At 47.8% G+C, this 14,271-nt stretch carries 10 protein-coding genes; 9 read left to right on the forward strand and 1 reads right to left on the reverse strand.

The features are described 5' to 3' along the window. Window positions 1-79 precede the first annotated feature (79 nt). From cooS to MWG26_RS04815, 3 genes are read left to right on the forward strand one after another with little or no spacing between them, the layout of a single operon-like run. Window positions 80-1,963, forward strand: coding sequence for an anaerobic carbon-monoxide dehydrogenase catalytic subunit (gene cooS / locus MWG26_RS04805; RefSeq protein ID WP_025654929.1), 1,884 nt, complete (start codon window positions 80-82; stop codon window positions 1,961-1,963). Window positions 1,964-1,980: 17 nt separating this feature from the next. Next, on the forward strand, window positions 1,981-2,427 hold the full coding sequence (locus tag MWG26_RS04810) for a 4Fe-4S dicluster domain-containing protein (RefSeq protein ID WP_025654930.1): 447 nt from the start codon (window positions 1,981-1,983) through the stop codon (window positions 2,425-2,427). A gap of 3 nt (window positions 2,428-2,430) precedes the next feature. Beyond that, the gene (locus MWG26_RS04815; RefSeq protein WP_025654931.1) at window positions 2,431-3,657 is read left to right on the forward strand and encodes an NAD(P)/FAD-dependent oxidoreductase; all 1,227 of its coding nucleotides are present in this window, start codon (window positions 2,431-2,433) and stop codon (window positions 3,655-3,657) included. Between the two features lie 54 nt (window positions 3,658-3,711). On the opposite strand, the gene MWG26_RS04820 is transcribed toward MWG26_RS04815, so the two are convergent. Then, on the reverse strand, window positions 3,712-5,193 hold the full coding sequence (locus tag MWG26_RS04820; RefSeq protein ID WP_025654932.1) for a GntR family transcriptional regulator: 1,482 nt from the start codon (window positions 5,191-5,193) through the stop codon (window positions 3,712-3,714). 169 nt (window positions 5,194-5,362) lie between these two features. Between MWG26_RS04820 and MWG26_RS04825 the strand changes: the two genes are divergently transcribed. The 6 genes from MWG26_RS04825 to MWG26_RS04850 all read left to right on the forward strand — a co-directional run bounded on the left by MWG26_RS04825 (window position 5,363) and on the right by MWG26_RS04850 (window position 13,771). Beyond that, window positions 5,363-7,642, forward strand: coding sequence for an EAL domain-containing protein (locus MWG26_RS04825; RefSeq protein ID WP_025654933.1), 2,280 nt, complete (start codon window positions 5,363-5,365; stop codon window positions 7,640-7,642). Between the two features lie 193 nt (window positions 7,643-7,835). Then, window positions 7,836-8,855 (forward strand): LacI family DNA-binding transcriptional regulator, encoded by a 1,020-nt coding sequence (locus MWG26_RS04830; protein WP_025654934.1) that lies wholly within the window; start codon window positions 7,836-7,838, stop codon window positions 8,853-8,855. A 55-nt stretch (window positions 8,856-8,910) separates the two neighbouring features. After that, the gene (locus MWG26_RS04835; RefSeq protein WP_025654935.1) at window positions 8,911-10,143 is read left to right on the forward strand and encodes an anhydro-N-acetylmuramic acid kinase; all 1,233 of its coding nucleotides are present in this window, start codon (window positions 8,911-8,913) and stop codon (window positions 10,141-10,143) included. A 65-nt stretch (window positions 10,144-10,208) separates the two neighbouring features. Then, complete coding sequence (locus tag MWG26_RS04840) at window positions 10,209-11,216, forward strand: sugar ABC transporter substrate-binding protein (protein ID WP_025654936.1); 1,008 nt, start codon at window positions 10,209-10,211, stop codon at window positions 11,214-11,216. Window positions 11,217-11,313: 97 nt separating this feature from the next. Next, window positions 11,314-12,837: a sugar ABC transporter ATP-binding protein gene (locus MWG26_RS04845; RefSeq protein WP_117441039.1), complete on the forward strand. Its 1,524-nt coding sequence runs from the start codon at window positions 11,314-11,316 to the stop codon at window positions 12,835-12,837. Then, complete coding sequence (locus tag MWG26_RS04850) at window positions 12,830-13,771, forward strand: ABC transporter permease (RefSeq protein ID WP_025654937.1); 942 nt, start codon at window positions 12,830-12,832, stop codon at window positions 13,769-13,771. The genes MWG26_RS04845 and MWG26_RS04850 overlap by 8 nt, the downstream gene beginning before the upstream one ends. Window positions 13,772-14,271: the final 500 nt, after the last annotated feature.

A 14,271-nucleotide genomic window follows, 5' to 3' on the forward strand; every position in this document is an offset into this window, starting at 1 on the left:
TATTCCTTTCAGGAGGAAAGGGATTTTTTTATAAAACTAAATTAGACTAAAATAGTCATGTATTAAGGAGGAAAAGATTATGAATCAATGTTATGGATGCAATACCTGCAAAAGCGCTGATAAGCCGCTGGAGGACTTTATTGCAAAACTGCCCGTGGAGACATCCCATCACAGAGTGGATGCACAGAGTACAAAGTGTGGATTCGGACTGCAGGGTGTGTGCTGCCGTCTGTGCGCGAACGGCCCCTGCCGTATTACACCCAAAGCGCCTCGCGGGATTTGTGGAGCGACCGCAGATACGATCGTGACGAGAAATCTTTTGAGGGCTGTAGCTTCCGGTTCCGGATGCTATATCCATGTAGTGGAGAATACAGCTCTGAACGTAAAGAATGTGGCAAAGAGCAAAGGCGAAATCAAAGGTGTTGAGACACTGGACCGTCTGGCTTCCCTTTTCGGTATTGAGGAGACAGACTTACATAAAAAGGCAGAAGCGGTCGCAGATGCAGTTCTGAGAGATTTATACCTGCCGGAGTATGAAAAGATGCAGCTTACAGAGAAGATGGCATATAAACCACGCTTTGAGAAATGGAAAGAGCTGGGGATTCTTCCGGGAGGCGCAAAGTCCGAAGTGTTCCATGGAGTCGTAAAATGTTCAACCAACTTGAATTCCGACCCGGTCAATATGCTGCTTGATTGTCTCAAGCTGGGGATTTCCACAGGAATGTACGGGCTTGTGCTTACGAATTTACTCAACGATATTGTGCTCGGAGAACCGGAAATCCGTTTTGCACCTGTAGGGCTTAGAGTCATTGACCCGGATTATATCAATATCATGATCACCGGACATCAGCACTCCATGTTTACCTTCCTGCAGAACAGGCTGACCGATGAGGATGTGATTGCAAAAGCAAAAAAAGCAGGTGCAAAAGGATTTAAGCTGGTTGGATGTACCTGCGTGGGGCAGGATCTGCAGCTGAGGGGCGCACACTATACGGAGATTTTTGACGGCCATGCCGGCAATAACTTCACAAGTGAAGCCATTCTGGCAACCGGAGGAATTGATGCCGTTATCTCAGAGTTTAACTGTACTCTGCCGGGAATCGAGCCGATCTGTGATGAACTGCAGATTAAGCAGATCTGCATTGATAATGTAGCGAAAAAAGCCAATGCGGAGTTAAAAGAATTTGATTTTGAGAACCGTCCGGCTGTAACGGAAGAAATTATTGACGAAGTAATCGAGGCTTACAGTGCACGCAGAGGCAACGTGTCTATGAATCTGATGGAAGATCACGGTTACGAGAACACACTGACCGGTGTCAGCGAAGTCTCCCTGAAAAAATTCCTCGGCGGAAGCTGGAAACCATTGATCGACCTGATCGTATCAGGCGATATCAAGGGAGTTGCAGGAGTAGTCGGATGTTCAAACCTGACTGCAGGAGGTCATGACGTACTTACTGTCGACCTGGTAAAAGAATTGATTTCAAGAGATATTATTGTACTGACCGCAGGATGTTCTTCAGGCGGTATCGAAAATTGCGGGCTGATGACACCGGAAGCAGCCAAATATGCAGGCCCGAAACTGCGCGCAGTCTGTGAATCACTGGGAATTCCGCCGGTGCTGAACTTTGGACCGTGTCTGGCAATCGGGCGCCTGGAAATCGTGGCAACCGAGCTGGCAGAGGCACTGGGAGTCGACCTTCCTCAGCTTCCGCTTGTACTTTCCGCGGCACAGTGGCTGGAAGAACAGGCGTTGGCAGACGGATGCTACGGCCTGGCGCTGGGACTGCCGCTTCATCTGGGACTGCCGCCGTTTGTTACCGGAAGTCCGGTAGCGGTTCAGGTACTGACAGAAGATATGAAGACTCTGACCGGAGGACAGGTCATCATCAACGGAGATGCAAGAGAATCCGCAGACATTTTAGAAAAGATTGTACTGGAAAAACGCCAGGGACTGAATATTTGAGAGAGGAGCCTTAGTTTATGAAGCGTATCATGATTGAGTATGAAAAATGCGATGGATGTAAAAACTGCTCCGTAGCCTGTATGCAGGCTCACAGAGAGGGCGAGGGTACAGTCTATGACTTGGATCTGACAGACCCGGTAAATGAGTCCAGAAACTTTATATTAAAGGATTCCAAAGGAAGATATAAACCGCTGTTCTGCCGTCACTGTGACGACCCGGAGTGCGTCAAATCCTGTATGAGTGGTGCGCTCAGAAAAGATCCCGAAAGCGGTCACGTGTTCTATGACGAGGACCGCTGCGGTTCCTGTTTTATGTGTGTGATGAACTGTCCTTTTGGAGTACTGAAGCCTGACAGTGTTACGAACAGTAAAGTCATCAAGTGCGATTTCTGTGTAAATGCAGGGGGCGAGCCATCCTGTGTGGCGGCCTGTCCAACGAAGGCGATTTATGTGGAGGAGGTATAGCGGATGAAGTATGTAATTATCGGCGCCGGAGTTGCAGGCGTAGAAGCTGCAAAGGTCATAAGAGCGCAGGAAGAATCAGCGGAGATTGTCATGATTTCTGCGGACACACAGATTCATTCCCGCTGTATGCTGCATAAATATATTGCCGGGGAGAGGGACGAGAAGGGCCTGGATTTTACAGAGGAAGACTTCTTTGGCAGATATAACATCCGTTGGATGAGCGGCGTCAGGCTGTCCAAAGTCTGTCCGGATCAAAAGGAAGCCGTTCTGGATAACGGAGAAACCGTCCGTTACGATAAACTTCTGCTTGCAACGGGGGCGAACAGCCTGATTCCTCCTGTTGGGGAACTCAGGAAAGCGTCCAATGTATTCGGGCTTAGAGATCTGCCGGATGCCCAAGCAATTGTCAGGGAAGCAGGGCAGGCACAGGAAATCCTGATTATCGGCTCCGGGCTGGTAGGCCTGGATGCGGCATACGGACTTCTGGAGTTGGGAAAGAAAGTGACCATCGTAGAGATGGCGCCTCAGATCCTGCCGGTTCAGCTCGATGAACACGGAGCAGCAGCCTATCAGGAATTATTTGAAAAGGCAGGGGTACGTTTTTTCCTTGGAAGAAAGGCGGATCAGGCGGTATGTGAAGCCGATGGCAGGATTCATAAGGTGATCCTCGATAACGGTGAAGAAGTGGCCTGCGACATGATCATTGCTGCGGCTGGTGTGCGTCCATGTACAGCATATCTGGAAGGCAGCGGCATTGCCTGTGAGCGGGGTATCGTGGTAGACAGCCATTTGCAGACCACTTCTGCGGATGTCTATGCGGCAGGAGACATGACTGGTCTTTCAGGAATCTGGCCAAATGCGGCGGACCAGGGGCGTATAGCCGGAAAAAATATGTGCGGCATTGAAACAGAATATACGGATACATATGCGGCTAAAAATACAATCAATTTCTTTGGGCTTGTCACACTCTGCATCGGGAAAATCCGTGCAGAAGAGGGCGACGACGTACAGGTCAGAGAAGACAGCGGGCATTATGACAGAGTGATTCTGCGGGATGGCAGAGTAGAGGGGATTCTCCTTCAGGGAGACATCTCCAACGCGGGAATCTGGCAGTATCTGATCAAGAATAAGGCAGATATCAGCGGAATAGAAAAAGATGTATTCCATATTAATTATGGGGATTTCTATCAGGTTGGAGAACGCGGAAAGTATCTTTGGGCAGGAATATAAGAGATAATGCTGATGGACGTGAGGAATCGTCCATCAGCATTCATTTTGCAGCATTCATTTATATATGATGCACCGCAGAAACCGTTTTTTAGGTGTTACGATCTCCGCGGCTTCCGGCAGTCCGCATGTGACCATGAATTCCCTGACCACATTCAGGACATGGCAGTAACATTGGGCAAGCTGCATAGAGAAATCCCTGCAGTTTCGGGCTTCCAGGGTTTCAAATGCTTTTAATCCCATCTGGTTTACAGGATTGGATAATTGATTTCCTTCGGGATAAAAGGAAAAATAATAGCCCCACTGGAGGATGCTCCGGACTTCCTGCATGATGATCCTATAGGGGCGCAGAGGCAGCAGCCTTATAATCTCATCCATGATAATGTCCAGGGGAATTGCGCCTGGCTCACGGAATCTGCTGCGCATACTGTCCTGCATAGAGGGCGTAATGTGCGAAAATGCCAGAGCTGCTGCAGATGGTGCGGAGAGGGCCATAAACTGCAGGCCGCTCAGGTAAAGCAGGGTATCTCTTTTGAACCTTCTGATCTTCATACATGCTTGGGTTGCCTCAGCGGTATCGAGCATGACACGGGTACCTTTGGGGGTGAATGTCTGTCCGAATCCAAGCTGGTTCAGGGTGGCAATGGCTTTGCGTATCGTGGAACGGGAGGTGCCGTACTGATCTGCAAGTACCTTTTCGGAGGGCAGAAAATCCCCGTCTTTGTATGTTCCCAGGCCGATTTTGTCAATTAGATCCCGAACAATCTGCATATAATAATGATCTCTGCCAAGTTCTGCGCACCAGGTGTAAATATCCTCACTGTGATCCGAAACCATCGGATATTCTCTGGAAAGCTGATCCAGATACTGGCTGACGGTCTCTGCCGACAATTGGTAGGAATAGGTAAAATGCCGGTAGATTCCTTCATGATTTCTGGCTTTTAAAGTTTCAATGTTCCAGAATTGTCTCCTGCAAGCCTCATATGCCGGGGTGGTCGGGAATTCTGCCCTGTGCTCCCAGAAGAAGGGTACCTGGGCATAGATTTCGAGACTTGTATACAGATCTCCGAACAGCAGGTTGTGCGAAGCTGCCAGCAGACCACGGAGATAGTCAGAATGGCTCTGCCATAATTCCCGCTTCTCATGACGTTCATGGATAAGCGGCCAGAAGCACTGCTCCAGTTTCTGTGGGCTGCATAGGCTGGCTGAAAAGGAAAAAAGCGGCGGCATCAGTATGGACATAGTTTGATAAACCGTGAGAATAGAGCTGCGCTGTCCCAGGACAGCATAGACGGGATTGTCTGTGCCGGTCTGCGGATGCCGGTATATAACAATGGACGGGCGCCTTTGCTCTGTATGGATAAGCCCCTCCTTCTTTAGGGCTTTGACCACATCTTTTGAGGTTCTCACTCCCACATTGTATATATCACAGAGCTGAGTTATGGAAGGAAGATGGGCTCCGTAAGGCAGGATACCTGTCAGTATCTGCTCCCTTAGGTTCTGGTATAAGTAATCAAATAACGTTCTTTTCTGTTCCATAGCCGGAACTCCTTTTTATTTTTTGCAATAGTATATCATAAATCATATTATTTCATAAAGACACTATCTGTATACGTACACAAATATTGGTTTGCATTGCAAAAAAACTCCATAGTAAAATGAATAACAAAGGTAAAAGTATATATTTTTGTAAACAGGAGTATTTGTCATGAAGAAAAAGTTGAAAGCTGTTACGAATGATCGGCGGCCGTTGAGGTTAAGAGGAGTCCAGATCGTTTTTATATCTGCGGTTGTTATTATTACATTACTTATTTCCATATGGAATGCAGCGGATCTAAGGAGTGTATTGAGCCGCAGCACAAAGCAGTATCTGTACGATGTTACTACACAGACTACAAGAGAAATTAGCAATACCATGAATCACAGGATGGAAGATCTGAAAGCAGTGGCAAATTCCGCCTCCAGGATGCAGGTGGACACCGACATTGTTGAATTGGCAGAATTTTTGAGAAGCAAGGTGGATATATTCGAATTTTCTTTTCTGTTTATTGTTGACAATGAGGGAAAACTGGTCTCCTCCAGTCTGACCCATAGTTTAAATAAAAAGGAATTGGATAGGCTCAGCAGTATTCCTGTTGTAAAGGAAGCCTTTGAAGGTAAGGTGGGGGCAAGTTACCTTGGAGGACAGGAGATCATCTATACTGCGCCGGTTACTATCAATAAAGAGATAAAGGAAGTAGTGGTAGGCATCAGGAATAAGGAAAAGATGCAGGAGATGATCGCAGCCAAAAGCTTTAGCGGAAACAGCCTTAGCTGCATTATCGACAGCGGAGGGAATGTAATTCTCTCTCCAACTGATGTGGAGACCTTTATGCAGCTGGATGATATTTTCAAAAATGACAGGGACTCAAAGGTTGTCGATGATATTTACGAGATGAAGGCCGATTTAAAGCGTGGTAAAAACGGGATTTTGGAGTTTACGTCCATCAAGCAGGAGGAGCTGTATCTGTCATACAATCCTTTGAACATAAACGATTGGTTTCTTCTCACGCTGATACCGGCAGATATCATATCAGAGGGGCTGGATCGGTATGTATTTCGTTCATTTCTGATCCTGGGGTTTGTCGCCGTTGCCTGTTTCGTGCTTTTGCTGAATGTTTACCGACTGTTTCATGAGAGCAGAAAGAGGCTGGAACGTTTTGCATTTATGGATGAAGTGACCGGCGGAATGAATCAGGCGGCCCTCCGATTGAAATTTCTCGAAATAGGGCCGGACATAGCGTTGTCTGACTACTACTTAGTGCAGCTTAACGTGAAGGGATTTAAACTGATTAACGAGCGTTATGGCAGTGAAGAGGCAGATGGGATACTCCGTTACATCTATCAGGTTCTAGATAGAAACATTGACAGGCATAAGAATGAGTTTGCAGCCAGAAGCGGATCCGATCACTTTACTCTCTGCCTGAAAGAGAGCAGGCGTGAAGATATACAAATGCGGCTTGATAAAATGTTTGCAGATATTCATGCATTTGAAGATACAGATATCCCGCGCTGCGAGCTGATTTTCCAGCAGGGGGCATGTATGTTAAACGATCAGTTACAGGATATTACGATTCTGCAGGACCGTGCCCGCCTGGCATATCAATATGCAGAGCCAGGGACGGAGAATGTCTGTGCTTTTTACAGCGGCGATATAGCAAAACAGGTGAAACAAGAGCAGGAACTGAACGATTTGTTTCAAGATTCCATTACAAACCATGATTTTCAGGTTTATCTTCAACCCAAAGCAGGGCTTGAAAGTGGCCGGATCGAGGGCGCAGAGGCGCTGGTGCGCTGGAACCACCCGAAGAAAGGCGTGATTTTTCCATCGGACTTTATCCCGCTGTTTGAAAAAAGCGGCAAGATCTGCCAACTGGATCTGTATATGTTTGAAGAAGTCTGTAAATTGCTGAAGCGATGGACCGAGGAGGGCAAGAATACGGTGCCGGTTTCAGTGAATCTTTCCAGGCTCCATTTTCAGGGCAGCCAATGTTTAGAGCCTTTTATTGAAATGGCAGATAAATATGGCATTGCACATGAGATGATCGAATTCGAACTCACGGAATCTATTTTCTTTGACGACGGACAAATCAGCAGGGTTAAAAATGTGATACGCCAGATGCATGAGCACGGATTCAGCTGCTCTCTGGATGATTTTGGTTCCGGATTCTCTTCGCTGGGGCTGTTGAAAGAATTTGATGTGGACGTGATCAAGCTGGACCGCCTGTTCTTCCTGGATATGTCCAGTGATAAGGCAAAGGCTGTGATTGCCTGCCTGCTCGAACTGGCCAAAAGGCTGCATGTGAAAACGGTGGCGGAGGGGATTGAAGAACCTGCGCAGCTGGAATATCTGCGCTCACTTCACTGCGATATGGTGCAGGGATACGTGATTTCCCGACCTTTGCCGGTGGAAGAATTTGAGAAATGGTCTCAACGGTATGGAAATTAAACTTTGTGAAATACTGATAAAAATAGCTAACTATAATTAGTGAAAATTAATAAAATAAAGCATATTAACCAAAAGCAATTGACAAATAGAAAATGGTGTGAGTATAATACAGTTACAACTTGAGAACGTTCTCAAGTTTTTAAATTCAGAGAAATGAGATCGTTCTCAAAAATGTGAGAGCAGAGGTGTAAGGATGGAACAGAACATTACGATAACAGATGTGGCGAAGCTGGCAGGCGTGTCCAGAGCGACGGCGGGGCGTGTAGTCGGCGGTTACGGCAACGTATCGGAAAAGAGCAGGGAAAAAGTTATGCAGGCTGTGGAAGCTTTAAACTACAGGCCCAATCTGGTAGCGCAGGGCCTTAGGGGCCAGAGCACAAAGACAATTGCCGTGATACTGGGCAGCATTAAAAATAATTACTGCAATAAATTGATCTATGCAGTTGAAAAAGAAGCACAAAAGCAGGGGTACAACGTCATTGTCTGTAACACTCATGAGAATGTGGCGCAGGAGATCGGGCATCTCCAGAATATGTATGGCAGACAGGTGGACGGTGTGATCTTGATGTCTACGGTGAAAAGAGAAGAGGAGATCCGGGAACAGTACAGAGAACTGTATCAGGGCAGCGTACCCGTTGTATTTGTGGACAGAAGAATCCGTGGACTGGATTCCAGGGTAATTCAGAGTAATAACGCGGAGGCATCCTATCAGGCGGCCAGGTATCTTCTGGAATTGGGGCACAGAAAGATCGGGGTACTCGCAACCGACGATTATTCTACTGTAAATGAAAGAATCAAAGGCTATAAAAGAGCACTGGAGGAGTACGGCGCCGAATACCGGGAGGATCTGGTGATGTTTGCCGCACACAATGATAAGGAAAAGATCCGGGAGAAGACGGCGGAGCTGCTGAACGGGGAAGGCCCCACCGCTCTTTACGTGCTGAATAACAGCCTGTGTATCGGTGTACTCATGGAATTGAAGAAAAGACAGATGCACATTCCCAAGGATATTTCGCTTCTCGTCTGGGACGATGAAGAATTAAATGAATTATTGGATATTACGACCGTGGTTCAGCCGATCGAAGCGATCGGAAAGGCAGCAGTGCAGGAGCTGATCGCGCAAAAAGAAAAAGCCCCCGGAGAGCAGGGGGAGAAACGAGAGGTACTGGAGGCCTCCATTGTATTTCGGAAATCCTGCAGAAAAGCCGACTAAACTGGTAGCAGCACCGGAGGGTGTTCTATAAATATCAATTCAAGGAGGGAACAAAATGGATTTAATTATGGGTATGAACAGTGGTTCGTCCTTTGATGGAATCGATGTGATTTTGGCAGAGATCGAGATGGACGGCGATGGTTTTCCCAAAGCGCCCCGCTTTATATGCGGAGGTTCCTACGACTGGCCCGAGGAGGTAACGCCGATCGTGAGGGATGCCTTTGAGAACCGCGTGGATATGGTGGGGATCAACAGGCTGAATTATATCTGCGGAGCAGTATTTGCTGAAAAAGCAGTACAGTTTATGGAAGAGAATCATATCAATCCGTTGGATATCAAAGTGCTGGGGCTGGACACACAGACCATATACCAGGAGCAGCCTGACCACGCGAAGATCGCGTCCATGTCTGAAGAAGAAAAGGGGGACTGGCTTCACAGATGGCTGGACGGACCGTATCCGGCCGGACTTCAGATGGGAGAGAGCTCTGTAATCGCAAACCTGACGAATATTGATACTGTGACGCATTTCCGCCCTGCAGATCATGTATGGGGAGGAGCGGCGGCTCCGTTGATGCCGTATCTGGATTACATTTTATTCCGGAATGAGGAGAAGCCGGTTATGACACTGAATATCGGCGGAATTGCTAATCTGCATGTGGCAGGTAAAGACAGAAGAGACATGTTTGGGTTTGACACTGGTCCGGGGAATGCAGTATCCAACTATCTGTGCAAGAAACTGACCGGGAAGGATTACGACAAAGACGGTGAGCTTGCTTCCAGAGGAAATATCAACGAAGAGCTGCTGGATTTCTTTATGCATCATCCGTTCTGGGACAGACCGGTGCCAAGATCAGGATGGGTAGGAGATTACAATGAACAGTACATAGACAGTGTTTTGGACAAATTCGGACATCTGCCGGCGGAAGATATTCTTGCAACGTCATGCGCATTTACAGGGGCGGCTGTTGCGAAAAGTATGATTGACAATATACCTGCGGAGATCATAGAGAAGACGGACAAACTGTATACAAGCGGCGGGGGAGTAAAGAATCCTCAGATTATGAAAGAGATACGGGAAAGAATTCCGGGAAATATCAAAGTGACGACCTCTGCTGAAATCGGCATCCCGCCGGAATATAAAGAAGCGATTAAGTTTGCGACCATCGCTTATTCAACTATCCACCGTATACCGGGAAATATTCCAGCAGCAGGTCATGCGTCACAGTACTCAATCCTTGGAAAGATTGCTCTGGCTCCCCGCAACATAGCAGGCGGCCCGCAGATCTAATTGAATACGATTTAAATATACCATGAAAACATATAAAATGCCAGTTATAATGGAGGGAATAGATTATGAAAAAAAGAATAGCAGCTCTGCTTTGCGCAGCAATGATGGCAGTCACACTGGCTGCATGTACAAGTGAAGGACCAGGAAAAGAAGCTTCTGAACCGGCGGCAGATTCCGGGCAGGCAAAAACAGAGGAAGGCAAGTCAGCGGAAGAAATTACACTTGGAGTCTCATTCGGACAGAATGTGCACCCCTTCTTCGTAGCGATGCAGAAGGGAATTGAGAAGGCATGTGAAGATTACAACGTGAAAAAGTGTAACGTCCTGTCAGCCGACAGTTCTCTGGAAACGCAGAATTCCCAGCTCGAGAACCTGGTGACTATGGGATGTGATGCAATCCTGCTGAACCCCTATGATTCGGAGGGCGTTGTCAATGCCGTAAGCGATGCCGTGAATGGAGGAGTCGGCGTATTTACAATGGATGTGGACTGTGAAGGTTCCCTTGCATTCGTTGCCTCCGATAATAGAGAAATCGGAAAAATGCTGGCAGAATACGTAATAGAAAAACTCGACGGTAAAGGGAAAATCGCTATCATCGATGGGATAACGGTCAGCTCATTGAAGGACAGGACCGAAGGTTTCATGGAAGTACTCAAAGAAAGCGGGATTGAAATTGTGGCAGAGCAGCAGACCGCGCATGCAAGAGATACGGCCCTGGCTTCCGCAGAGAATATTCTGCAGGCAAATCCGGACATCGATGCGTTTGTAGGGATTAATGAAAATTCAGGTATGGCAATCTTAAGCGCGGCAACCTCCGCAAATCTGAAAGACCTTCTGATCACCACCGTGGATGCAACATCCGAGAACATGGCGGCGATCCGGGACGGTAAAGTGGCAGTAGGCGTATCACAGGATCCATACCAGATGGGATACAAAGCGGTAGAGCAGGCGCTGGCATGGTGTGAAGGAAAAGACGTTGAGAAGTTTATTGAAGTTCCTGTTGAGTATATGGACAAAGATAATATCCAGGAATTCATCGACAGAGAAAAAGGATATGGCGTTGAGGTAGAATAAGTATTCATCTTGAAAGCCGCAAGTACGCCTTGGCGTACCTGAATTGGAACCATCTGCGTATGTGGATGGTTCCTATCATAAATGAAGAGGTGAAGATATGTCCGATGTAATAGTAAAAATGGAAGGAATATCGAAGGCATTTGCAGGAATTAAGGCGCTGGATCATGTACAGATCGAGCTGCGAAAAGGAGAAGTCCATGCACTCATGGGAGAAAATGGGGCAGGGAAATCTACTTTGATGAAAATTATGACAGGGGTATACTCAAAAGACGAAGGCAGCATGTATCTTTTGAACGAAGAAACCGGACAGATGGAAGAGGCAGAGATGAAATCACCGCTAATGGCACAGAAAGCAGGATTAAGCATGGTTTTTCAGGAACTGAACCTCTTGGAAAATATGAATATAGCAGAAAATATTTTTATCGGCAGAGAGCCGGTCGGAAAAAGCAGGCTGCTGGACAGGGACACACTGAATAAAAAGGCAAAGGCAGAACTTCAAAAGGTCAACCTGGACATAGATCCGGGCATCCCGGTATCCGAGCTGAGCTGCGGGCAGATGCAGTGCGTGGAGATTGCGAAGGCATTGTCCTTTCAGGCCAGAGTGGTGGTGTTTGACGAACCTACGGCCAGCCTGTCAGAAAAGGAATCTCAGGTGCTGTTCCAGATCATAGAGGAGCTGAGAAAACAGGGCGTGTGCATCGTATACATTTCCCACAGAATGGAAGAGGTGTTCCAGCTATCCGATCGTATTACCGTCTTCCGAAATGGTACATATATAGATACGGTAGAGACAAAACGGGTGACAGAGCCAGATCTGATTAAAATGATGATTGGGCATGAGTTAGATGGGAGCAAGGCATGTGGAAGTGAATTTGTGAATCGGGAGCATGTAATCATGGAAGTGAAGAACGTGCGGGTATATCCCAAAAGCAGTCCGGTTAGTTTTCAGCTCTATGAAAAGGAGATTCTGGGATTCTTTGGCCTAGTAGGCGCGGGGAGAACGGAATTGATGAGGAAGCTGTTTGGCATCGACCCCATTGGGGAAGGTGAAATATATATAAAAGGGAGAAAAGTCTGCGTCTCTTCTCCAAAGGATGCAATCGGCGCAGGAATCGGCCTTGTCCCCGAAGACAGAAAGGGGCTGGGCCTCATCCTGGGAATGAGTATCCGGGATAATATGCTCATCTCCAAGCTTGGACAGCTGAAAAGCTTCTGGCTGAATCGCCGGGGGCTTAAGCAGATCACGGGAAACTACATCAGCGATCTTGGCATATCCCTGAGAAACGAGGAGCAGGAGGTCAAAGAACTGAGCGGAGGCAACCAGCAGAAAGTGGTGATTGCAAAGTGGCTGGCCATGACGCCGGATATCCTGATTATGGATGAGCCTACAAGAGGAATTGACATCGGCGCAAAAAGTGAGATCTATGCATTGATGCGTAAGCTGACCCAGTCGGGAAAAAGCATTATTATGATTTCATCGGAAATCGCAGAAGTCATGCAGGTAAGCGACAGGATTATCGTCATGCATGAGGGCAGCATTTCCGGCGAAATTGCTGCGGAGGAAGTTTCAAAGAATAGCATAATGCAGGCTGCATTTGGCGGAGGTATGGAAAATGGATAAAACAAAAAAGATAAATCTCAGATCCTTCAGGGAACTGCTTTTAGTTGGCGTAGTAATCGTATTATGTATGATCTGGACGATCATGAACTCACAGTTTTTGTCCGCCAACAATATATCTAATATTCTGCGGCAGGCTTCCTATACGGCGATCGCGGCGGTGGGGATGACCATGGTCATCATCATAGGGGAGATAGACCTCTCAGCGGGTTCCCTCGTATGCGCCGCAGGCCTGGTAGGAGCCGTTGTCTGCAAGAATACGGACAATGTATTCTTTTCCGTGATTGCGGCAATTGCAGTTGGCGCGGTAATCGGAACTGTGAACGGAGTGCTCTGCGCGGTAGGAAAGCTGCCGGGATTCATCGCATCCCTTGCAAGTATGACCGTGCTGCGGGGTCTGGCCTATATTGTAACCGGCGGTAATTCCGTGGTATGGAGCAATGAAAGTTTTACGATGATAGGAACCGGATACATCGCTGGAATTCCAGTCCCTGTTATCATTATGGTAATTGTCATCATATTCGGCGTTATTCTGACATCGAAGACCCGTTTCGGACGCTACATCTACTCCGTGGGCGGAAACATGGAGGCAAGCCGCTGGTCAGGAATCGCAGTAGAAAAAGTAAAAATCCTCGTCTACATGATCATGGGAGTCCTGATCGCCATAGCTGGTCTGATCATCACCACCCGCCTCGGTTCCGGACAGCCCTCAGCCGGCCTGAACTTCGAGATGGACTGCATCACGGCAGCCGTAGTCGGGGGAACAAGCATGTCCGGCGGACGCGGAAAAGTCATGGGAACAATCGTGGGGGTACTCCTGCTTACCGTTCTTACAAATGGAATGACACTGGTGGGAATGAATACATATTGGCAGCAGGTGTTCAAAGGAGTCATAATCGTTATATCCGTACTTGCGGATACTCATAGCAAAAAGTAGGAATTTGGGGGCAGTAAGAGGGATGAAGGGTCGCCTGCCGGAAGGTGGATGCTCCGATGCTGTCCCGGGAGGCTGGGCGCATCAAGACGGTTACTCTAGCCTCGGTGGGGTTCCGGCGGGTGAGGCGGATGGGAACTGGGTGGGCGGGGATGAGAAGGCAGTGTCTGTTATTGCGAGAGGGACTGTTCAGGAGCAATCATTGTATCACCAGTACTGTTTCATACGATGCTCCCGTCTTAATTCCTCCCGGGATAGGGGATTTTGACTTCTGACTGGATGAGTCCAGCTGTGCGGAATTGGAACAGGCATCTCCTGGATGCGTCTTTTAGGGCATAAGCGCCGCTAATCAAAATCGGAACCGGCATGTGAACTTCCTTCAGGCCCACAAGGCCTGAAGGAAAGCAGACCCGCAGCGAGAATTCATCAGAATTCTCGTGAGTGTCTGCGGTGTTCACCATGCCGGCTCCGATTTTGATTAGCGGCGCTTATGCCCTAATTCC

The organism is Faecalicatena contorta, assembly GCF_022835095.1.
Classification (GTDB): domain Bacteria; phylum Bacillota; class Clostridia; order Lachnospirales; family Lachnospiraceae; genus Faecalicatena; species Faecalicatena contorta.